Source organism: Pseudoalteromonas sp. MMG006 (assembly GCF_018101025.1).
In the GTDB taxonomy this organism is placed as follows: domain Bacteria; phylum Pseudomonadota; class Gammaproteobacteria; order Enterobacterales; family Alteromonadaceae; genus Pseudoalteromonas.
This window is the reverse complement of sequence record NZ_JAGJEJ010000016.1, coordinates 43,394-66,496: the sequence shown is the minus strand read 5'-3', so window position 1 is coordinate 66,496 and position 23,103 is coordinate 43,394. Positions and strand designations below refer to the sequence as shown.

Genomic DNA, 23,103 nt, shown 5'->3' with positions numbered 1-23,103 from the left:
TCACCTACAATAAACGATTGGATGTCGTCATAGACCGTTGAAAAAATTTATAAACTTTATTTTTCGTTAAGTATCGATTAACAAAGGCTCAGGTAGTCTGTAAAACACTGGTTGAGCTAGAATTGATTAGCTACAATTTATTGGTTGTTAAAATGGGAAGAAAACAATGAAATTAAAATCACTTACAATTGCAATCGCGTTGGCTGCAACTAGCGCATCTACTTTCGCTGCTGATAAAGAAGAAGGTTTCTACCTTGGCGCATTTGGCGATTACTACGACGCATCTTGGAAAAACATGCGTGCTCAAGCTGGTCTTGATGTAAACGAGTCAACTGGCTGGGGTGTAGAAGCAGGTTACCGTTTCAGCGATTACTGGAGCGCACGGCTTGAGTATGCAGACATGGATTTCAACGCGTTTGATAAAGTTGCTGGCAACCGTAATAATATTGACGGTGAGCGTTACGGTATTGATGCGCTTTATCACCTTGACGGCGGTCCTTTCTATGGTCTATTCGGTATTAAAGAAATGGACGTAGTAGATGACAACACATTCTTAAATGCAGGTGTTGGTTACCAACACTTCATTACAGACGGTTTATTCGTAAACGCTGAAACTTCTGTATATCAAGGTCTTGATAAAGGTTACACCGATGTTGGTGCTAAAATTGGTATCAACTACCTGTTCGGTCAAAATTCTGCACCTGTTGAGCCAGTGCAACCAGCTCCTGACGTTGTTGAAGTAGCTGTTGCGCCTGCTGATAGCGATAATGACAATATTTTAGATGCCGATGATAAGTGTCCAAATACACCGATGGAAGATGCGGTAGACGGCACTGGTTGTACTTTATACGAAGATCGTGAAGTAACAACAAGCTTATTAGTTACTTTCCCGCATGATTCTGCTGAAGTAGGTTCACAATACTTCACAGATATTGCATCAGTATCTGAGTTCTTAAAAGAACATACTGACACAACTGTACTGCTTGAAGGTCATGCTTCAGCTGTAGGTGATGCAAACTACAACAAAACGCTTTCTAAAAAGCGTGCTGATGATGTAGCTGCAGAACTTGTTAAAGACGGCATTGCTGAAGACCGTATTACTACTGTAGGTCTAGGTGAAGAGCGTCTTAAAAACACAGCTAACACTAAAGCTGCACACGCAGAAAACCGTCGTGTAGAAGCACATGTAAAATCTATTGAACGTGTAAAAGTTAAGCGTTAATAGAAATTTACTAAATCTAGAAACCCAGCCATGTGCTGGGTTTTTTTATGGATAGGATAAAGTAGACGCTTAATCAAATGGTAATGATTATTACTTAACAAGTATTCACGAAAATAGATTTTATCAAAGCCACTATTCATAATATTTATAGTCGGTATAATCAGTTGCTTAGTTGGATGGATTTTCATCTAATCATAAAAGCTTTATAATCACGCGTTAGAATACTATAAGTATTGGGTAACTTATTTGCGCATGAAGCGCTACCGAATACTTTCACGTCACCAAGAGGGCAATATTGTGCTACAAGAATATCGTAAACACGTAGAAGAACGTGCCGCGTTAGGTATCGTACCAGCGCCACTAGATGCTCAGCAAACGGCTGATCTAATTGAACTAATCAAAACGCCACCGGCAGATGAAGAAGAGTTCATCCTAGATTTATTAATCAACCGTGTACCGCCAGGTGTTGATGATGCCGCGTATATCAAAGCAGGCTTTTTAGCGGCAGTTGCAAAAGGTGAAGCTCAGTCTCCACTAATCTCAAAAGAAAAAGCAGCTGAGTTATTAGGTACAATGTTAGGTGGCTACAATATCGCTCCTATGATTGAACTTCTTGATGACGAAGCACTTGCGCCAATCGTAGCAAAAGGTCTTTCAAACACATTATTAATGTTTGATGCTTTCTATGATGTAGAAGAAAAAGCAAAAGCAGGCAATGCATATGCTAAACAAATCATCGAGTCTTGGGCTGCAGCTGAGTGGTTTACTAATAAACCAGCAGTAGCTGAAAAAATCTCAGTTACTGTATTTAAAGTAACTGGCGAGACGAACACTGATGATTTATCTCCTGCACCAGATGCATGGTCACGTCCTGATATCCCACTACATGCTTTAGCAATGCTAAAAAATGAGCGTGATGGTATTGTTCCTGATAAAGCGGGTGAAGTAGGTCCAATCACTAAATTAGAAGAGTTAAAAACTCAAGGCTTACCACTTGCTTACGTAGGTGACGTTGTAGGTACTGGTTCTTCTCGTAAATCTGCGACTAACTCTGTACTTTGGTTTATGGGTGACGATATCCCATTTGTACCAAATAAGCGTGTTGGTGGTGTATGTTTAGGTAACAAAATAGCGCCTATCTTCTTCAATACAATGGAAGATTCTGGTGCATTACCAATCGAATTAAATGTTGATGAGTTCAACATGGGTGATCAAATTGATATTTACCCATACGAAGGTGTTGTTAAGCGTCACGGTACTGATGACGTTATCTCTACTTTTGAACTTAAATCAGACGTAATTTTAGATGAAGTACGTGCCGGCGGCCGTATTCCACTTATCATTGGTCGTGGTTTAACAGACAAAGCACGTACATCTCTAGGCTTAGGTGCAACTGACGTATTTAAAGTACCAGCGGTAACTGAAGCGTCTGATAAAGGCTTCACACTAGCGCAAAAAATGGTTGGTAAAGCATGTAACGTTGAAGGTATTCGCCCAGGCCAATACTGTGAGCCTAAAATGACCACTGTAGGTTCGCAAGATACTACAGGTCCTATGACACGTGATGAGCTTAAAGACTTAGCATGTTTAGGTTTCTCTGCAGATTTAACAATGCAGTCATTCTGTCATACTTCTGCTTACCCTAAACCAATTGACGTAAACACTCACCATACGCTTCCTGATTTCATCATGAACCGTGGCGGCGTTTCACTTCGCCCTGGTGACGGTGTAATTCACTCTTGGTTAAACCGTATGTTATTACCAGATACTGTAGGTACTGGTGGTGATTCACATACACGTTTCCCATTAGGTATTTCATTCCCAGCGGGTTCAGGTGCAGTAGCGTTTGCAGCAGCAACAGGTGTTATGCCGCTTGATATGCCTGAGTCTATTTTGGTTCGCTTTAAAGGTGAAATGCAACCAGGTATCACTTTACGTGACCTAGTACATGCAATCCCTTACTACGGTATTAAGCAAGGCTTATTAACAGTAGAGAAAAAAGGTAAAATCAACGAGTTCTCTGGTCGCGTACTAGAAATAGAAGGTGTTGAGCACTTAACTGTTGAGCAAGCGTTTGAATTATCAGATGCATCAGCAGAGCGTTCAGCAGCAGGTTGTACTGTTAAGCTTTCTAAAGAGTCTATCAGTGAATACCTTGAGTCAAACATTGTTATGCTTAAGTGGATGATCTCTGAAGGTTACGGCGATGTACGTACTATTGAGCGTCGTATTACTGCAATGCAAGAATGGTTAGCTAACCCTGAACTTATGGAAGCTGACGCTGACGCAGAATACAAACACGTTGTAGAAATTGACCTTGCAGAGATTAAAGAGCCAATCCTTTGTGCTCCAAATGACCCTGATGACGCACGTTTACTTTCTGATGTTACTGGCGAGAAAATTGATGAAGTATTCATCGGCTCTTGTATGACTAACATTGGTCACTTCCGTGCTGCTGGTAAATTACTAGATGGCTTTACAGGTCGTATCCCAACACAGCTTTGGGTTGCTCCACCAACTAAGATGGATAAAGATCAGCTTACTGACGAAGGTTACTACGGTATCTTTGGTCGTGTTGGTGCACGTATCGAAACTCCAGGTTGTTCACTATGTATGGGTAACCAAGCACGTGTTGCAGATAAAGCAACGGTTGTTTCAACCTCTACACGTAACTTCCCTAACCGTTTAGGTACAGGCGCAAACGTATTCTTAGCATCAGCAGAGCTTGCAGCAATTGCTGCTATTTTAGGTAAACTACCTACACCAGCTGAGTACCAAGAATATGCTGCGAAAATCAATGCAACGGCTGCAGATACATACCGTTACTTGAATTTCCACCGTATGCCTCAGTACACTAAAAAAGCAGACAACGTAATTATTCAGCAAGCTGTATAATTTAAACCTGTTTTAAAAAAACCCGCTTAGGCGGGTTTTTTATTAGGTTTATTTAATTTGAATAGTTCATGTTTTAATAAAGTTATATTGAATTAAATATAGCCACCAGTAACTTTTTAGATGAATAATAAAGCAAATATTCCTCCCCACATGCATTAAAATCTCTTTTAATATTCTCATTATTTTAAGCGAGATTTTATGACTGCATTAAACAACCAGAATTTACTGCAACTACGTTTTGTTAACCAAGCAAATATTGATTTGGTTAAGCCTTCTTTTGATAACCTGCCTGCTAACCCTTATGCAGATGGTGAATTTCGTAAACGTCGTTACTCAGTAATTAAGTTTCAAAATGGTGAGCTTAAACTACAAGCTGCCAAAGCATTTGTTCAAGACGATTCTATTAACACCTTTCAGGGTAATGTTGAGCGTACTTACGAAAACCTAGAGCAAAGCTTACTAGAGTCTCAAGGTATGCAAAGTATTGTAAGTGAGTTTTGTGAGCTTACCGGTATAGATGAAGACCGTGATATTGAAATACACCAATTTAGAATGCTAGCAATTGATAGCGACACGCCAGCCGCGCCTGAAGGTGTGCATCAAGATGGTTTTGACCATGTATGTATATGCGGTGTTTCGCACGAAAACCTGGAAGGTGGCGAGCTACTTGTATATGAAAACAAGCAAGCTGAACCATGTTTTAAAATGGAAATTAAAGACGGAATGTTTGCGCTTATAAACGACCGTCAAGTGTGGCATAACGCCACACCAATGAATAAAATTGATGCCAGCAAATCAGGTTACCTTGATTGCTTTGTACTTACTTCTTAAGGAATAAGCATGAACATAGCGCAATTACGTGAGCAGTTTCCGGCATTAATGCAAAGCGTTAATGGTAAATCGCCGATATTTTTAGATGGTCCAGGTGGCTCTCAAGTGCCGCAGTCAGTGCTTAATGCAATGTCTGCTTATTTAGGGCATTACAACTCAAACCTAGGTGGCGCATTTTTTTCAAGCGATAAAACGGTAGAGCTAATGGCAAATGCTCGCCAAGCCGCAGCAGATTTACTTAATGCACCAAACGCACAAAATATTGTGTTTGGCCCTAACATGACAAGCCTTACCTTTAGCTTTAGCCGAGCTATTTCGCGCGATTGGCAGGTAGATGACGAGATCATTGTTACTAACGCGGATCACTTCTCAAACGTATCATCTTGGCAGCAAGCCGCAGAAGATAAAGGCGTTAAAGTTAATACGGCTTTAATTAACGAAGCTGATTGCAGCTTAGATATGGCTCAATTTGAAAGCTTGCTTAACAGTAATACTAAACTAGTGGCTGTTACTTACGCTTCAAATACCACAGGCTCTATAAACGATATAAAACGTATTATAGAGCTTGCTCACGCTGTAGGCGCTCTAGTTTATGTTGATGCCGTACATTACGCACCGCATGAGCTAGTTGATGTGCAAGCGCTTGATTGCGACTTTTTAGCCTGCTCGGCGTATAAGTTTTTTGGCCCACACTTAGGTATGGTTTACGGTAAAAAGGAGCACCTTGAAGGGTTTACTCCTTATAAAGTTGAACCTGCTAAAGATGTAGCGCCTGGTCGCTGGGAAACTGGAACGCAAAGCTTTGAAGCAATGGCTGGCTTTATTGCCGCTGTTGATTACATTGCTGCAATTAGTGAGCTTGATGACAGCCACACTCGCCGTGAAAAGCTAACCGTGGCTTTTGCTAAAACTAAGCAACACGAAATGGCGCTCAGCGAGCACTTTTTAACACGCTTGGTCAATTACCCGCGTATTAAATTGTTTGGTATTGACGATTTTGATCGTTTAAACGAACGTACACCTACTTTTGCTTTAACCTTTGAGGGTTTAGAGCCTCGCCAAGTATCTGAGTTTTTAGGTAAGCAGCATATTTGTGTATGGGATGGTAATTTTTACGCGCAAGGCTTATGTAAGCAGCTTGATGTTTTAGATAAAGGCGGTGTGGTACGCATTGGATGCATGCATTACAACACAGTTGAAGAGCTTGATAAGCTGTTTGATATGTTTGACGAGCTACTTGGTTAAAGTACTCGCCTATTAAATATATAAAAGCCATAAGTGTTACTTATGGCTTTTTTATTAGCTTAGCTTTTAGGTGTACCGTATATTTGCTCTGCACGGTTAAACAATACCCAAGAAGTTAAAATATACTTATCGTTTGATATTGGCTTATTGCCTCTATGTGTATGCGTAAAGTAGCCAGGGGCTATCACCAGTGTGCCTTTTTTAGGGGCTATTTTTCGGTTTTGGTAGTAGAACTCCGTTTCACCACCTTCTTCTACATCGTTTAAGTAAAACATAAACAATAATACCCGGTGCAGCGCATCATTATGTTGTAGCTGTGGATATACCTCACTGTGCCAATAAGGATAACCTCCCTTATTTACCTCGTATTTTTGAGCCTGAATATTACCCAACCTAAAAATTTGCTGTACTAGAAGTGGCAGTTGCGGTTTACCCACTTCTTCGAAATTTTCTTGCGTTAAATCTACAATTTCTCCCGTTTTAGGATGATAAACCTTTAAGCCAAACGCACCAATCATCATAAAAATATGTTCTTCAATATAGTTAAAAACATGCTGTGCAGTCGTTTGTTGTATATGTTTTAATTGTTGTTCGTACTCAAGGTGGCTATTTAAATGTAGATCGTGGCTGTCTTTCTTTTTTAGATCGACACCGCCGGATGTTACCCCTTGTTTTATATGCGGGCTTTGCGCAAAAGTAGTAATAAAGCTATCGCAAAAGTCATCGCTTAATGCGTTGTTGTATACGCGAATAAAGTCCGTCATGGTTAACCTTTATATAATTATTATTGGATTGATATGTTTATTGAAAAAGTGATGCCGCGATTTAGCGAAACAGATGCACTCGGACACATTAACAATACCGTACTCCCCGTTTGGTTTGAAGCTGCTCGTGTCCCTATTTTTAAATTTTTTACACCAGATCTAAACCCACACGATTGGAAGCTAATTATTGCTAAAATAGAAGTATCGTTTGTAGGTGAGCTATTTTATGGCCACGAGATCACTATTAAAACGTCTGTAGAGCATATAGGCAATAGCTCTTTTGTACTTAAACAAGAGGTATTTCAGCACGGTAAGTGCTGCGCAATAGGGAAAGCTGTTATGGTCAGGTATGACTTTGCAGCTAAAACTAAGCAAGCACTAAATAAAGATGAAAAAGCATTATTGGTCCAGCATATAACTTCAGAGTAATAACTTAGCACAAGGCTAATTTTTAGTAATAATCGCCTGATTCGTCATATTTTTAGCATAATAGAATGATAGATTACCTCCTTTAAGGACAACGGCTCGTCTACGGTCGTTTTTTACTTCGATATGAAGAGGTTATGAAAGGCATTTTATGATCGTCGAATCTATTTTTGAAAAGTTATATACCGAGCACAAAATTGAACTAAATCGCAAAGTACGTAACTTTTTTGGCGAGAGTCTTAGTGATCACGAAGACTTAGTGCACGAAGCATTTAGTAATATACTATCGCATCAGGATATTGATAAAATAGAGTTTCCAAAAGCTTATCTGCTTCGTTCAGCGATTAACATTGGTTTGAATTATCGTTCCCGCTTTAAAAACACCCAAAACTTTTTAGACGATACCCGAGATAATATTGATGAACCACTGTGTACGCAAAGTAACCCTGAAGATCTATGTAGCATGCATTTACGAATAGAATATATTTCAGATGCGATGAATACGCTTACAGATAAGCAGCGAGACCTGGTAGTGCGTAATCGAATTCATGGTGAAACATACCAGCAAATACACATAGCTACAGGGTTCAGCCTTGGAGATATAAGTCGGCAAATGCAGCGTGCGACTGAGCAGTTACATCAGTATATAAATACAAAAAATGCTTAACTAGCATACGCTGGCGAGTATAGGTATTTGCTAATAGTTTTAAATTGCCCTGTAGGGTTAAATATTACTTTGTATCGCAAAGATGTAGCAACTAAATTCGACGTGCTTAGCGTTGAAATAGTTGCTTTTAATAGGTAGGTTACATGTCGTATAAGCTAATTAATAGGCAGAACCATTGAAGGTTGCCTGCCCTGGCCATTAATGACAAGCTGGTTAGGTGAAAACTCAATGGTACTAAATGCTGTCGAGTCTGTATCAAGCATGGCATGAAAAGTCACAAAATGAACACCGTCTTTTTGCGCATAATTACCTACGTGATTATGGCCATTAAACCATGCTTTTACTGTCGAATACTGGCTGATAAGGGTAAGCACTTCTTGAGCATTCCAAAGATTGTGGTTGTTTTCAGGGTAAATCGGAAAATGGCTTAACAACACCACAGGCTGTTTTTGTGTTTGTGCGGTGTTTAGTTTTCTTTCTAACCACTTTAACTGCTTTGCTCCAATGGCGCCGTTCCAGTCTTCATGGCCTTTATATTTAGTGTTAAATAGGGCGATATTTCGCTTATGCCTTTTACTGGTTTTAGGCCACCCATATGTACTCACGTCGTTACCATCTAGTGCGATGAAGAGCCAATTGTTTATTTCAAAACTATAATAGCGCGCGGGCATGTGTAAAGTCTCAGGAACACGCATTTTCAAGCTATCATCAATGGAAAATTCATGGTTACCTAATACATGATAAAGCGGAGTGTTTAGAACGGAAGATATTGTATTTAATACGGTAAAATTTTGAAAGTCGCGGTCAATAAAATCACCTAAATGCAGCACACCCGATAAAGGTAGCGTATTAAACTGCTCAACAGCAGTGCTTAACTTATCAGGGCAAGATGTATAATAACGAGTGCCTTTATTGGCTTGTTCAGCGTATTGGCAATCGGCAATTACACCTAAAGTAAACGAGTCGTTTGCAGCTGCAGATGAATAATTAGCCAGAAGCAGGAAAAAATTAATGAGTAATAATACGGTATATTTTTGCATGGTATTTATCTTTTTATTTAAATAGCGAGGTAACTAAACTAGTCACCTCACGTTTAGGTTAGTTGCTAGAACGGCACTCACGTAAAGCGGATTTCCAATTAAAAAAAGATGAATAAGCATATTGTGCACCTAAGTACGCAATTAATTGCCCGTTTTCATTTACTCTAAACCCGCTCGCGCCATCAGCACCGGGATCGGTTGGCCCTGCTGCGCTACCTAGCGTAGTTTGTACTGCTGGTTCTAAAGTAGACACACTAAAAGCGGTATTGTCGTTAAAGCTTACTGGGTAAGCGCTAAGCTGATTATTTCCAATGTTTGCCCCACAAATATTACCTCCTGTATAAGAATGCACAACGTACCAATTATTTGCATTATCTTGAATTAGCTGAGCATTTTGACCAACACTATTACAAGGGGTATTTTGAGCTGTTTGATAGCTATTAACACGTTCAAAAGCATTTATATCAATATTGCCCTCTTGTGGTGTGTTGTATTGGAATAAGCGTTTGGAATTAGCTTTATAAGCTACCCCTTTTGCTTCACCCATATGGTGAAGTATGAGCCAGGTGGTGTCATCTACTTGAGCAAGCCATACATCAGTAATTTTATTTAACTCCGTTTGTATTAATTCAGCGCTTTGCCCTAAATCACTTGTTGAATTAAATCTTCTTACGCGAACTTTTATTTCGTTTTCTGAGGCAATGAATAAATAACCTTCGTCTTTATTATTGGGGGCTGGAAGCCATGCAATACCCGATGGATGTTGCTCAGAAATACGTATTTTATCGCGCAGAGGCAGTGTAGTGTCACTTTTAATAACATCGTTATTATTAAACACAGACTGTTTTGCATCAAAGGTTAATATTTGTCCTAAATCACCACTACTGGTTTCTGAGTGTGCAATGAAGGCGGTATGCGAACCATTACTCCATTTATGTGATAGTTCAAATGCTTGATGATGATCACTGATTTCGAATACATGATCGTTTTGTGTATCCGCTTTAAAATCCTGACAGTCATTAGCCAAGGAGTTAAAGGCTTGTGATATTGAGGAGTTTAATTTTGGCTGTACATAAAAGTCGTTAGCTGAACAGTACCCCGTATTGGTTAAGCCACATACAAATGATATCGCGAAGACTTTTCTATTCATGATTGTTCCTTTTACTGGTTAAGCACAGGCTGCTATAGCAGCCTGTATTGGTAGTTGAACTAGAATTTATACGACACACCTAGCGCAAAATTACGGCCACTTTGTGAGTAGGATTGGGTTCTGTGATCGAGGAATTGACGAATGACTTCGTCTGTTAAGTTCGTCGCTTCAAAAGTCACTTTTACTTGCTCTGTAATATTCATAAATGATTTGAAGTCAACAAATGTTGTTTCATCGTATCCGGCAACAATATTTTGCTCTGAGCCTTCGCCTGTAATGTATTCATCGCGGTAAGAGCTTGATAAGCGCATTCCCCAAAGAGGAGTTTCATAATAGAGGGTAAAATTATGAGACAGTTCAGATAAACCCGGCGGAGTTACGCTGATACGCTCGCCCTCGTTAAACAAAATGGTTTCGCCATCAGCAATGGTTACATTACCGAGCATACCTAAGTAATTAAAGGGTTCGGGTAAAAAGTCAAAGTCCATTTGAAACGCAACTTCTAAACCCGTTACATCGGCTGAATCGCCATTAATGGGTTGCGATACAGTAAATTCAGATTGGGCATTAATACGAGGATCAAAGTCTAAAAATTCTAAAGGGTAACCAGTTTGCTCATAAGGTAACGTTACCGATTGTTGAACAATAAATGACTCCATATCTTTATAAAATAAGGCAATAGCCAAGCTTGACGAGTCGCCATAAAATTCAAAGGATGTTTCAAATGAATCGGCAACAAAGCGTTCTAAATTGGGATTACCCGCACTAATAAACTGATCGGCCACACCGACTTGTCCGGCAGCCTTTAGTTGGTCTAAATTAGGGCGCGAAATATTACGATTAGCCCCAAACCTTACAAGCCATTGCTCAGAAATATCCATAACTACATTTAGACTTGGCAGGATATCGGAGTAAGTATTGTTAAATGTTATTTGCTCAAATCCAGAGCCGTTGTTCACTTCACCGCTGGAGGTTTGATCTGTTTCGTACCAGCGCACACCAATGTTACCTCTAATTGGTAAATCGTTTAGTTGTGTATTGAAAAGATATTGTGCATAAAGGCCAAGGGTATCTTCTTCTATTTGATACACAGTACCTGGACGATTATGTGAAGCGTCAAGTTCTCGGCTTATCAAGCTTGTCGCTACAACACGGTCAAATGTTGCTTGGTTATCAGCAATTGCATAGTCGTGTAATACCGGTATATCGGTTATTTGAAATACAGCCTCTGGTGCATTGGGGTCATTTTCCCAATCGACTCGGTCTCTGCGCTCAAAGCCATCTGACTGATAGTTTTTAGATTGCGCACCAAATTTAAAAGAGTGGATATCGTCTAATTCGTAATTAAAATCAATTTGATATGTGGTGTATTCGTTACTAATTTCATCTTCTCGAACATCAGTGCGCATAAGCGCCCATTCGTTTGTGTTTGTTATGTCAAAATCATATGTATTTTGACCGTAACTCGCATTGCGCCAGTCCACTGAAAAGGCATGATCTACTGCTTCACTAAATACTTTGTCGTGAATCGGCTGAGTAAAGTCAGATTTTGAAAAGCCAATCAGTGCAGAAGCGGTTAATTTGTCGCTAAGCTCAAATTCACTGCCTAATGATATTTGGTAAAAATCGGTTTCTCCGTAGCTTACTTTTGATTCAGTTCGTAAATCGAGCCCCTCAAATGACGCATACACTAAGTCGTCACCGTCAATAGCGGCATCAACGAGTAATTGGTTAGCTGTTACGTCACCAGTAAACGCATTGGTACCGGCTGTTGAGAGTTGATTTTCAACGCGATCGTTAGAGAGTTTCCCGTATAAAATATCTAAATCAAACGAGAGTGCATCAGAAGGCTGCCATTGAAATGCCGTAGTAATACCAGTGCGTTTTCGGGTGTTTGCCCATGAAGCGATATTATTTGCTCGGGGCACAAATACGCGGTCGTTTCCTGTTGCATTGACTAAACGAGAAGCTATATCGCTATCAACGCTTGGCGCAACATTGTCAGCACCAAAGCTTGCTTGTCGCCAAGACCATACATGATAGCCTTCTTCAATCGTATCAACTTGCGAATATGCAACAGATACCAGCGCGCCAAAATCTCCCCACGTATTGGACAAAAGTGCTGCAAAGCGTGGGTCTGAATGCTGCGTTCTATCGTTATAAATTCCTTTTACGCTTACAGCACCTTGCAAACCCTCTTCTGAATTATCAAATGGTTTAGCCGTGTGTAAATCAACGGTACCTGCAATGCCGCCCTCATCCAATGACGCATCGTAAGATTTATACACATCAACGCGATTAAATAACTCTGATGCAAAGACACTAAAATCAAAATCTCGAGTACGCGAAGCGCCGCCACGTTGATCAACACCAGAATCACTTGTAAACAGTGCTTCCATGCCGTTTAACCTGGTACGAGTGAAGTTCGGGCCTAACCCACGTAACGATATTTGACGTCCCTCACCTGAGTCGCGAGAAATAGATACCCCAGGAACACGTTGTAATGACTCCGCTAAATTAGCATCTGGGAACTCACCAATGTCCTCTGCCAGTATGCTGTCTTGTGATCCCGTTGCATTTTTTTTCAGCTCCTTACTACGGGCTAAGTTTGTACGGTAGCCCGTTACCGTGATCGCTTCCATTTCTTGTTGCACTTCATCATTTTGAGCTGCCTGTATAGGATTACTTGTGAGTACAACCGTGCCAGTTACTGCGCTTATTAGGACGTTCAATTTAGTAAGTTTAAACGGGATCATAGTTCCTTTCTTCTCTCAGTTAGTGTTGTTGAATACAAAAGTGACATGCATACGGCAATGAAGCTCAGTTACGTAATACAGCCATCAACTAAACAAAGTAGACGAGAGAATTTTCCAAATTAAGTACAGGTTTAATAAAAACTTAATAAATGAGGGGCGCTTATTCGCTTTAATATAAAACACTTTAAAGTGAAGTGATTTATTGGGTTAAAGTGTATTAACAGGTGTTGTGAGGGGATAAATAAGTGTAGCGACTGCAACGCGGATTAGGCAGTGCTATTAGCAAAATTACTGATGATTTTAGATTAGTTGATGCGTTTAATGTGGAATAAACAAATTCGCTGCAATGTGCGCTTGTGTAGAACCTAAAAGCTATCGGCACACATAATATATTTATGTGTCAAAAAACTAGTCTAAACGCACTAAGCAGTAAAAATATTGCCCTTTGTTGTCATAAAAAGCTCACACTTATGAGTGAGCTTTTTATTTATATAGCACTACTCTTGTTGCAAGCGCTCGTAGAGCCAATCTTTTAACTCAGAGCGGTCATGCTTGAGCTGGTGCATTTGTTCATCACTGATTGGCGCATCTTTAAGTTCTAATACTCTTATTTCTTTGTCTAGCTTATCGTACTTATCTGCTTTTTTTGCAAATTCGGTATCGCTTTCATTTAGCTCTGCAATGGTATTTAAATACTGTGGAAAGTCATTAGTAAGTGAATGGTCTTCGCCTAACATATTCGCTCCTTAGTAGGAAAAATGAGTTACTTAAGTGAATTACTGTCTTGTCATATATTACTCTGGGGTTTACTCATTCATAAATCAACCATAGGAAGCTTAAATTGATATAGCGCAACGATTGCTTTGGATTTTGTTTAATAGCTACTTTAAAAGTAGATTGAGAGGATGATTTTTACGCTTCATTATCAATATTATTTTGAAACAGATTGTATATATTGACTTATTATCATTTATAAAATGTATAACTACAATAAAGCCTCATTACAAAATTACTCATCAATATGTATCAGAGGCAATATCCATGAAAGCAATGACAATTAATAATTTTGGTAGCACTGAAGAATTTGTAGCAGCCGAGGTTGCAAAACCACACGCAACAAAAGGTAACGTGTTAGTACGTATAGCTGCAACGAGCGTAAATACAATTGATATGATGATTCGTCAAATGGGGGCTGACTTACCCTTCGCTCCAGCATTACCAGGTATTTTAGGGATGGACTTTGCGGGTACCATTGAAGCCGTTGGCGAAGGCGTAACAGAATTTGCAGTAGGCGATGAAGTATATGGTTGTGCGGGCGGCCTAGGCAATTTACCCGGCGCACTTGCTGAGTTTATACTCGCTGATAAGCGTTTAATTGCGCGTAAACCTAAAAACCTTTCAATGAAAGAAGCGGCGGCTATTCCACTCGTTGGTATTACTGCACTTGAAGGCTTAACACGTGCAAGTGTAAGTGCAGGGCAAAAAGTATTAGTACACGGCGGGGCAGGTGGTGTAGGCCATTTAGCAGTACAACTAGCTAAGCATTTTGGCGCTGATGTTTACTCAACAGGCGGTAACGCAGAGCAACTAGCCCTAATAGAAAGCTTTGGTGCTACAGGTATAAACTTTAAAGATGAAACCGTAGAACAATACGTTGAAAAGCACACTAATAATGTGGGCTTTGACATGGTGTTTGACACGGTAGGCGGCGGTAACCTGACTAACTCGTTTGCAGCAGCAAAGCTAAATGCGCAGGTATCTACAACGCTTTCTTTATTAGAGCTTGATTTAAGCCCAGTACATTTTAAAGGGTTATCGTTAAACGTCATATTTATGCTTATTCCAATGATCCACGACTTTAACCGTCAAGATCATGGCGACAAACTAGCAAAGCTTGCACAAATTGTAGAAGCAGGTGGTATGCGCCCAGTCCTTGATGAGCAAGATTTTACACTAGAAGAGACGGCAAAAGCGCATGACCGCTTGGCTAGCGGCCAAGCGATGGGCAAGGTCGTTATAAGCGTACAGTAATGTATAAAGGCCGGCTTTTTAGCCGGCTTCTTCACTAATCCTCATATTCCTTCAAAGGTAGCCAATTAACTTACAAACCTCATTTATGTTGACGAAATAATAGTGATAGAATGCAGCGCGTAGCACCACTTGCACAAAGTAAATGGTCGATAATTTTATAAGGTTTGTTGTGTAATGCTGTTAATGATCGATAACTACGATTCGTTTACTTACAACTTAGTGCAATATTTTCAGCGATTAGATCAAGACGTATTAGTAAAGCGTAATGATGAGCTAAGCGTTGCTCAAATAAAGCAGTTAAACCCACAGCATATCGTATTATCGCCAGGCCCATGTACACCTGACGAGGCAGGTGTATCACTTAGCGTTGTTGAGCAGTTAAAAGGGCAGTTTCCTATTTTAGGCATATGCCTGGGGCACCAAACTATTGCACAAGCATTGGGCGGTGATGTAATTAGAGCCAAAAAAGTAATGCACGGAAAAACTTCGCCTATAGTGCACACTAATAAAGGTGTATTTAAAGATTTGGTAAACCCATTAACTGTTTGCCGTTATCATTCGCTGGTGGTTAAGCAGCAAAGCTTACCGAGTGAATTAGAAATAACAGCGTGGAGCCAAACCGAGCAAGGTGAGTTTGATGAGATTATGGGCTTACTCCATACCGAGCTTGCAATAGAAGGTGTGCAGTTTCACCCTGAAGCAATTTTAACAGAGCATGGTTTGCAATTGCTTGATAACTTTTTAACTCGCTTCTAATGTTACAATACAAAACGCATTTTATATTAATTGAATGGATGCCATGACTGAACTTGTAGCCCAGCAGCGAATTGCCAAAGTGTTAGACCAGCGAGCACATGATTTATTGCTTGGGCACAGCTTTGCACATCAGCAAATAGGGTTTATTCATACTCTTGATATAGATTACGGCGAACCAATGAAGCAACGCACCTTGTTGCAAGTAGAAGTAGCAGCACAGCAAAAGCGCCAGCAAAGTAGTACAGCACATCATAAATACCGTGCTCAAGCGAGTGAGCAGCTACATAAAGTCATTGAAACCGTTATTTTAAAAAAGCTTGAAGATATGGATGCTGTCATCCACAGCACCATAGGTATTGAAGACGGTATTGCCAGTATTCTCGACATACTTGCTGTTAAATCGGCATCAGTTGGGCGCCTTGAGCCCTTAGTTAATGATTTAAGTTGGCTAGGGCGCGAGCTTATTACATTAGTTAATTTGCCTTATTACCGTAATCAACGCTGCAAAAATACTTCAGTTAAAGTAGATAGCCCATCATTAGCCCTTCGTTATATTGGGCTCGATAACTTACAGTTAGTAATACCTACATTTGCAGTGCGCCATTGGATGCCACACAGTACTGAGCCATTTCCTCTTTTAAAACGCAGATTGCGCGACAGCGCGATGGCCAATGCTATTGCAGCGCAAAAAATAGCAGAGCTAAATAAGGTAAACCCCATACATGCTTTTACTTTGGGTATGTTATTAGATGTAGGGCGAATTGCATTAGTCCGTTTATATTTAAAAACGTTTGAGCAGGTATGGCAGCGTAAAGTGCAACTAGCACGACAAGAGCAACAAAAAGACTTACACACCGCTTTATTAGAGTTAAAACCCGATCCGCTATTTTTAACTACTTTATTGAGTAATAAATCTATTGCGGTAAGCGCTAAAGTTATTGAGCAAATGGCGTTTAAGTATTTACCGTTTAAAGGGGTAATGCAGCAACTTGTGCATGGTGTAGATAAAAATGATGAAATGTTACCTTTAACCGATATTATGCTAAAAGCACGCTGTTATTCGCATTATCTCAATCTAAAAGAGCACCAGCTAATAGAACCTGATGAAATACAGGCGTGGTTTTCGCACTTTAAGTTCACTAAAACGGAACTAAAAACCCTCCAAACGAGCAATTTTACTAATTTAGCTATTCAAATTGACTAAAAATCTGAATTTTTTGTTAATTTTTTTGCGACTAATCATTCATCCTACACGCTTTCTTATAGTAACTTATTAGCGCTTAAAGCTAGCCGCAGTTCAATGCGCAGCCGCAAAGAGGCTAAAATGCGGTGGTTATTCACTTTGCTAATAGTTATTCACTATCTATGAAATAATATCCCAAGCCCTTTATTTTCAAGGGGTAGGTGAAAGTTTTTAACGAGACAGTATTCATTTATTCTGAAATAATGTGCGTCTGAAAATTGAACCACAAAGCAATTTTGCGCAATTATCAGAGTCTGATTTTGCCTATTAAGTTGGTTACAAATATTAACCAAACACCTATTTTGATGTTTTGTGTTGCTCACAATTAAGAGGAAATAAAATGACAGTCAATCGCGAATTATTTGATGAAGTAATGGTTCCTAACTACGCACCTTCAAGCGTAATTCCTGTTCGAGGCGAAGGCTCTCGCGTATGGGATCAACAAGGTCGAGAGTTTATCGATTTTGCTGGTGGTATTGCAGTTAACTGTCTAGGCCATTGCCACCCTGCATTAGTAGGCGCATTAAAAGAGCAAGGCGAAAAAATCTGGCATCTTTCAAATGTAATGACCAACGAGCCAGCACTTCGTCTAGCTAAAAAAATGGTTGATGCGACATTTGCTGAAAAAGTTTACTTTGCTAACTCTGGTGCTGAAGCAAACGAAGCCGCACTTAAATTAGCGCGTCGTTTTGCACTTGATAAATTTGGCGCTGAAAAATCACAAATCATCGCATTCAACAAAGGTTTCCACGGTCGTACATTCTTTACCGTAACTGTTGGCGGCCAAGCGGCATACTCAGATGGTTTTGGTCCTAAGCCAGGCGATATCGTTCATTGCGATTACAACGACCTTGCTGCTTTTGAAAAACTAATTAGCGACAAAACATGTGCCGTAATGATGGAACCACTGCAAGGTGAGGGCGGTATTGTTTCGCCAACTGATGAGTTTGCTCAAGGTGTTCGCGATTTATGTACTAAGCATAACGCTCTACTTATTTTTGATGAAGTACAAACAGGTGTAGGCCGCACAGGCGAGCTATACGCATACCAAGGTTTAAATGTAGTACCTGACATTTTAACGTCGGCTAAAGCACTTGGCGGTGGTTTCCCTATTGGCGCTATGATCACAACGACTGAGATTGCACAGCACCTTAAAGTAGGTACTCATGGCTCTACATACGGTGGTAACCCACTTGCATGTGCCGTTGCAGAAGCCGCGTTCGATACTGTAAACACACCAGAAGTACTTGCTGGCGTAAAAGAAAAAGCCGCATTATTTAATGAGCTACTTGCAGCCGTTAACGAAAAATACAATGTATTTAGCGAAATTCGTGGCCAAGGTTTATTAATTGGTGCAGTAGTAAACGAGCAGTACAAAGGCCGTGCTAAAGAATTTTTAGTAGCGGGTACTGAGCAAGGCTTAATGTCATTAGTGGCAGGCGCTGACGTAGTTCGTTTTACTCCTTCACTAGTTATTACTGAAGCAGATATTCGCGAAGGTATGGCACGCTTTGAAAAAGCAGTAGCAAGTGTAGTAAGCGCATAAACTACTCTAGCCAAGTAATTAAGGGCAAACCGTGTTTGCCCTGTAAATCCTATTTACCGTTATTTATAAGGGAGCAAGCGGACTCATGATGATCCTTCGCCCAATCCAGCAAAATGATTACTCAGCATTACTGAAAATTGCCCACGAATCAGGGCATGGTTTTACGTCTTTGCCTTTAAATGAAGAGCTATTACAAAAAAAGATTGACCATTCAGTAAGCTCATTTGCTAAACAAACGTCACAACCCGGTGACGAAGGCTACTTGTTTGTTCTTGAAGATAGCGAAACCGGTGAAGTAGTTGGCACATCTGCAATAGAAGCAGCTGTAGGCCTTGATGATGCGTTTTATCATTATCACTTAAGTAAAGTGATTCATTCATCACGCACATTAGACGTATACAAAGCGGTTGATATTTTAACGCTGTGTAACGACTACACCGGTGCAACAGAATTATGTACGCTATTTTTAAAAGATGGCTATCGTAAAAACTGTAACGGTAAACTTCTTTCAAAAGCGCGCTTTATGTTTATTAAGCAACATCAGGCACGTTTTGCACAAACCGTAATTGCAGAAATGCGCGGTGTGTCTGACGAAAGCGGCAGTAGCCCTTTTTGGCAGTGGTTAGAAGAGCACTTTTTCTCAATGGACTTTCCTACAGCCGACTACCTAACAGGTATTGGCCAAAAGGTATTTATTGCAGAGCTAATGCCAAAGTACCCAATTTACGTAAACTTGCTAAGCAAAGATGCGCAAGCGGTCATTGGTAAAGTGCACGACAACACACGCCCAGCTATTGAGCTTTTAAAAAGCGAAGGTTTTACGTTTAACGGCTATGTAGACATTTTTGACGCCGGCCCAACAGTTGAAGCAAAAGTAGATAACATTGCCACTATTCGTAATGCACATAACTTTAAAGTTGAAATAGGCGAAGTATCAGGCGACACCATGGTGCTTTTAGCCAACGAAAAGCTTGAAGGTTTTAGAGCAACCGTAGCGCCTATGTCTTATGACGACAGAGCAGACAGTCTTGTTTTATCGCAAGAGTTAGCCGATGCACTGCAACTGCAAGCTGGCGATACAGTAAGCGCAACCCCAGTTTAATTTAGGAGAAAGTATAATGACTCATCCTGCACAATTTATTAATGGTCAATGGTCACAAGGCCAAGGCACAGAATTTAACTCAGTAAATCCTGCAAATAACGACGTTATTTGGCACGCATCATCAGCTACTGCCGAGCAAGTTGATTCAGCGGTTGGCGCTGCGCGTGAAGCATTTTACGCATGGGCTGATAAGAGCTTTAGCGAACGTTTAGAAATAGTTAAAGCATTCGCAGCACAATTAAAAGAAAACAGCGAAGAGCTTGCCATCACTATTGCACAAGAAACCGGTAAGCCACTGTGGGAGACGCGCACTGAAGCGGGCGCTATGGTTGGTAAAATTGCCATTTCTGAAAAAGCATTTTTAGAGCGCACAGGCGACGTAGAAAACGCAATGCCACTAGGGCGTGCCATGATCCGTCATAAGCCACATGGCGTGGTAGCGGTATTTGGCCCGTATAACTTCCCAGGGCATTTGCCTAATGGCCACATTGTTCCTGCGCTTTTAGCGGGTAACACAGTTGTGTTTAAGCCATCAGAGCTAACCCCAAAAGTTGCCGAGCTTACGCTTAAACTTTGGGAAAAAGCAGGTTTACCAGCAGGCGTTATCAACCTTGTTCAAGGTGAAGTAGAAACGGGTAAAGCCCTTGCTGCTCACAAAGGTATTGATGGCTTGTTCTTTACGGGTTCTTCACGCACGGGTCATATTTTACATGAGCAGTTTGCAGGTCAGCCGGGTAAAATTTTAGCGCTTGAAATGGGTGGTAATAACCCACTTATTATTACCGACGTTGAAGATACCAAAGCAGTTGTACACGATATTATTCAATCGGCGTTTATTTCAAGCGGCCAGCGTTGTACGTGTGCACGTAAATTGTTTTTGCCTAAAGGTAGCAAAGGCGATGCAATTTTAGAGCGCCTTATCACTGCAACTAAAGCCATTAAAGTAGGCAACTACGACGATGCAGAACAGCCATTTATGGGCTCTATGATCTCATCAGCGGCAGCTGCAGGTATGGTTAAAGCACAAAGCGAGTTAGTTGAACTTGGCGCTCAAGTATTAGTAGAGCTTGAGCACACAGCAAATACAGGCTTTGTAACGCCAGGTATTATTGAGTGTACAGCTATTAGTGATTTCCCTGATGAAGAACATTTTGGCCCACTTTTAAAAGTATTCCGCTTTGATAGCTTTGACCAAGCAATTGATAAAGCAAACGACACAACGTTTGGTTTATCTGCAGGCTTACTTAGCGACAGCGAAGCCGACTACGACCACTTTTTACGTCGTATTCGCGCGGGTATTGTTAACTGGAACCGCCCAATTACGGGTGCATCAAGCGCAGCACCATTTGGTGGTATTGGCGCGTCGGGTAATCACAGAGCAAGCGCGTATTACGCAGCTGATTACTGTGCATACCCAGTTGCTTCAGTAGAGCTTGAAAAAGTAGCGATGCCAGCAACACTAAGCCCAGGCTTAAAAATAGATTAAGTACTACTTAATTGCTACAAAAGCAGCTTCGGCTGCTTTTTTTGTATTGCTAACGCGCAAAGCTAGTAATTATCGGCACTTTCTGATTAAATCAGAAAAATATACGTTTTAGAGGTGACAATAATGGTTTTAGACAGGCAAGGGTACGATGACTTGATCATGTATCTAACTCAAAATTTAGCTTTATTTGAGAAGCCAGGCGAAATCAAACCCGGTGCCCCTACCGTTATGGAACTCATAGAAGACGTAATAGCTCAAAACGTTATGCTTATTTGTGAGCAACACACAAACCTTAATACCGAACAGCGTAGTCAAATTGTGCGCGAAGTTGACGGTATAGTGTACGATTTAGAAGAAGTCCTCAGTAGCATTACCTCACAGCCTGTTACGGTTGAACAGCATGCCTTTATAGACGAGTTTGCAAGCTTAATTAAAAACTTGTTTGATAGCGCAGTAACACAAGAGTCTTAATTTTTAGTGAGTGCCTTTTACTAACTGTGCGCCTGTTATATACCTATTAATGCAGATTGGTATACAATCAAGAAAATATTTTTTGAGATAAACAGATGCAAGCAAATGTAAAATGGGTTGAAGGCGATACATTTATTGGTCGTTCTAATTCTAACCACAATGTTGTTTTTGATGGTGGCAGCGACAGCGCAGCACCAAGCCCAATGGAAATGGTTTTAATGTCAGTTGGGTGTTGTTCATCGGTTGATGTGGTGAGCATTTTGAAAAAATCAAAACAAGACTTTTCAGATGTTCAAGTGCAATTAAGTGCTGAGCGCGCAGAAACAGCCCCGCGCGTATTTACTAAAATCAATTTACACTTTGTTGTTAAAGGCAATAATGTGTCGGAAAAACACCTCGCTCGTGCGGTTACGCTCTCTGCAGAAAAGTATTGCTCAGTGGCTTTAATGCTTGATAAAACAGTAGAAATTACTCATAGCCACGAAGTTGTGCAAGATCAGGTAAAATAACGCTTTTTCCATAAGGAAAATTCGTATAAAATCCGCGAACTTTTCATTCTGCAGGTGCAGATTTCACTAATTTATAGGTTGGTTTATTATGAACAAACCCTTCGATAAACTTAAACTTCATGGTTTTAATAATTTAACTAAAAGTTTGAGCTTTAGTATTTACGATATTTGCTACGCAAAGACCGAGCAACAACGTAAAGAATATATTGAATATATCGATGAGCAGTACAGTGCAGATAGACTAACCGACATTTTAGGTGAAGTTGTTGATATTATTGGTGCCAACATTTTAAATGTAGCTCGCCAAGATTATGAACCGCAAGGCGCAAGTGTCACTATTTTGGTTTCTGAAGAACCAGTAGAAGAGCAGCAAAATTATGATGCTGACGAAGCACCAGGCCCATTACCTGATTCAGTTGTTGCGCACCTAGATAAAAGCCACATTTGTGTACACACATACCCAGAAGCTCACCCTGATGATGGTATTTGTACATTCCGTGCTGATATTGAAGTATCTACGTGTGGCATTATTTCGCCACTTAAAGCGTTAAACTTCTTAATTCATAGCCTTGAGTCAGACGTAGTAACAATTGACTACCGTGTACGTGGTTTTACCCGCGACATTAACGGTGTTAAACACTACATAGACCACGCTATTAACTCTATTCAAAACTTCATGACAGAAGATACCAAAGAAGCGTACCAAATGATGGACGTAAACGTGTATCAAGAAAACCTGTTTCATACCAAAATGATGTTAAAAGAAACCGACTTAAATACGTATTTATTCGGCCTTTCTACTGATGAGTTATCGGATGAAGAAGAAGAAGAAATTCGCTCTAAACTGACTCGCGAAATGCAAGAAATATTCTATGGCCGTAACCTGCCAGACACAGAATAAGCATAACGATTTAAATTAAAAATGGCGCTCAGTGAGCGCCATTTTTTTATGTCTAAAAAAGC

The 23,103-nt window shown here is 40.4% G+C and carries 20 protein-coding genes; 15 read left to right on the top strand and 5 right to left on the bottom strand.

Annotation, left to right across the window (positions count from 1 at the left end; genetic code table 11):
• Positions 1-166 precede the first annotated feature (166 nt).
• The 4 genes from J8L73_RS14605 (at position 167) to J8L73_RS14590 (ending at position 6,193) form a co-directional block, all read left to right on the top strand.
• Entirely contained in the window at positions 167-1,222 is a 1,056-nt protein-coding gene (locus tag J8L73_RS14605; protein WP_211000946.1) for an OmpA family protein, read from the top strand.
• Positions 1,223-1,519: 297 nt separating this feature from the next.
• Positions 1,520-4,117: a bifunctional aconitate hydratase 2/2-methylisocitrate dehydratase gene (gene acnB, locus J8L73_RS14600; RefSeq protein ID WP_211018170.1), complete on the top strand. Its 2,598-nt coding sequence runs from the start codon at positions 1,520-1,522 to the stop codon at positions 4,115-4,117.
• Between the two features lie 198 nt (positions 4,118-4,315).
• Positions 4,316-4,948 (top strand): 2OG-Fe dioxygenase family protein, encoded by a 633-nt coding sequence (locus tag J8L73_RS14595; protein ID WP_058549237.1) that lies wholly within the window; start codon positions 4,316-4,318, stop codon positions 4,946-4,948.
• A gap of 9 nt (positions 4,949-4,957) precedes the next feature.
• Positions 4,958-6,193, top strand: a complete 1,236-nt coding sequence (locus J8L73_RS14590; RefSeq protein ID WP_211018132.1) for a cysteine desulfurase-like protein — start codon at positions 4,958-4,960, stop codon at positions 6,191-6,193.
• A 59-nt stretch (positions 6,194-6,252) separates the two neighbouring features.
• Here J8L73_RS14590 and J8L73_RS14585 read toward each other — a convergent pair whose 3' ends face one another.
• On the bottom strand, positions 6,253-6,957 hold the full coding sequence (locus J8L73_RS14585) for a 2OG-Fe(II) oxygenase (protein WP_211000944.1): 705 nt from the start codon (positions 6,955-6,957) through the stop codon (positions 6,253-6,255).
• Between the two features lie 33 nt (positions 6,958-6,990).
• On the opposite strand from J8L73_RS14585, the gene J8L73_RS14580 reads away from it, so the two are divergent.
• A complete protein-coding gene (locus tag J8L73_RS14580) occupies positions 6,991-7,386 on the top strand; it encodes an acyl-CoA thioesterase (RefSeq protein ID WP_211000943.1) in 396 nt (131 codons plus the stop codon).
• 148 nt (positions 7,387-7,534) lie between these two features.
• Positions 7,535-8,050, top strand: coding sequence for a sigma-70 family RNA polymerase sigma factor (locus J8L73_RS14575; protein ID WP_211000942.1), 516 nt, complete (start codon positions 7,535-7,537; stop codon positions 8,048-8,050).
• 155 nt (positions 8,051-8,205) lie between these two features.
• Here the strand turns inward: J8L73_RS14575 and J8L73_RS14570 are convergent, their stop codons facing one another.
• From J8L73_RS14570 to J8L73_RS14555, 4 genes are all read right to left on the bottom strand, one after another.
• Positions 8,206-9,090 carry a metallophosphoesterase gene (locus J8L73_RS14570; protein WP_211018130.1) on the bottom strand — a complete coding sequence of 295 codons (885 nt, stop codon included), beginning with the start codon at positions 9,088-9,090 and terminating at the stop codon, positions 8,206-8,208.
• A gap of 58 nt (positions 9,091-9,148) precedes the next feature.
• Positions 9,149-10,240 carry a hypothetical protein gene (locus J8L73_RS14565; RefSeq protein ID WP_211018128.1) on the bottom strand — a complete coding sequence of 364 codons (1,092 nt, stop codon included), beginning with the start codon at positions 10,238-10,240 and terminating at the stop codon, positions 9,149-9,151.
• A 59-nt stretch (positions 10,241-10,299) separates the two neighbouring features.
• Positions 10,300-12,996 carry a TonB-dependent receptor gene (locus tag J8L73_RS14560; protein WP_211000939.1) on the bottom strand — a complete coding sequence of 899 codons (2,697 nt, stop codon included), beginning with the start codon at positions 12,994-12,996 and terminating at the stop codon, positions 10,300-10,302.
• Positions 12,997-13,493: 497 nt separating this feature from the next.
• Positions 13,494-13,733: a YdcH family protein gene (locus J8L73_RS14555; protein ID WP_211000938.1), complete on the bottom strand. Its 240-nt coding sequence runs from the start codon at positions 13,731-13,733 to the stop codon at positions 13,494-13,496.
• A gap of 304 nt (positions 13,734-14,037) precedes the next feature.
• On the opposite strand from J8L73_RS14555, the gene J8L73_RS14550 reads away from it, so the two are divergent.
• The 9 genes from J8L73_RS14550 to speD all read left to right on the top strand — a co-directional run bounded on the left by J8L73_RS14550 (position 14,038) and on the right by speD (position 23,041).
• Positions 14,038-15,027 carry a zinc-dependent alcohol dehydrogenase family protein gene (locus J8L73_RS14550; protein WP_211018121.1) on the top strand — a complete coding sequence of 330 codons (990 nt, stop codon included), beginning with the start codon at positions 14,038-14,040 and terminating at the stop codon, positions 15,025-15,027.
• 174 nt (positions 15,028-15,201) lie between these two features.
• The gene (locus J8L73_RS14545) at positions 15,202-15,783 is read left to right on the top strand and encodes an aminodeoxychorismate/anthranilate synthase component II (RefSeq protein WP_211018119.1); all 582 of its coding nucleotides are present in this window, start codon (positions 15,202-15,204) and stop codon (positions 15,781-15,783) included.
• 43 nt (positions 15,784-15,826) lie between these two features.
• A complete protein-coding gene (locus J8L73_RS14540) occupies positions 15,827-16,987 on the top strand; it encodes an HDOD domain-containing protein (RefSeq protein ID WP_211018117.1) in 1,161 nt (386 codons plus the stop codon).
• Positions 16,988-17,366: 379 nt separating this feature from the next.
• Positions 17,367-18,572, top strand: coding sequence for an aspartate aminotransferase family protein (locus tag J8L73_RS14535; RefSeq protein WP_211018115.1), 1,206 nt, complete (start codon positions 17,367-17,369; stop codon positions 18,570-18,572).
• A gap of 85 nt (positions 18,573-18,657) precedes the next feature.
• The gene (gene astA, locus J8L73_RS14530; protein ID WP_211018113.1) at positions 18,658-19,674 is read left to right on the top strand and encodes an arginine N-succinyltransferase; all 1,017 of its coding nucleotides are present in this window, start codon (positions 18,658-18,660) and stop codon (positions 19,672-19,674) included.
• A 16-nt stretch (positions 19,675-19,690) separates the two neighbouring features.
• Positions 19,691-21,160: a succinylglutamate-semialdehyde dehydrogenase gene (astD, locus tag J8L73_RS14525; RefSeq protein ID WP_211018111.1), complete on the top strand. Its 1,470-nt coding sequence runs from the start codon at positions 19,691-19,693 to the stop codon at positions 21,158-21,160.
• Positions 21,161-21,283: 123 nt separating this feature from the next.
• Positions 21,284-21,631, top strand: coding sequence for a DUF3802 family protein (locus J8L73_RS14520; protein WP_211000931.1), 348 nt, complete (start codon positions 21,284-21,286; stop codon positions 21,629-21,631).
• Between the two features lie 95 nt (positions 21,632-21,726).
• Positions 21,727-22,140 carry an OsmC family protein gene (locus J8L73_RS14515; protein WP_211018096.1) on the top strand — a complete coding sequence of 138 codons (414 nt, stop codon included), beginning with the start codon at positions 21,727-21,729 and terminating at the stop codon, positions 22,138-22,140.
• Between the two features lie 88 nt (positions 22,141-22,228).
• Positions 22,229-23,041, top strand: a complete 813-nt coding sequence (speD, locus tag J8L73_RS14510; protein WP_058549267.1) for an adenosylmethionine decarboxylase — start codon at positions 22,229-22,231, stop codon at positions 23,039-23,041.
• The last annotated feature ends 62 nt before the right edge of the window (positions 23,042-23,103 follow it).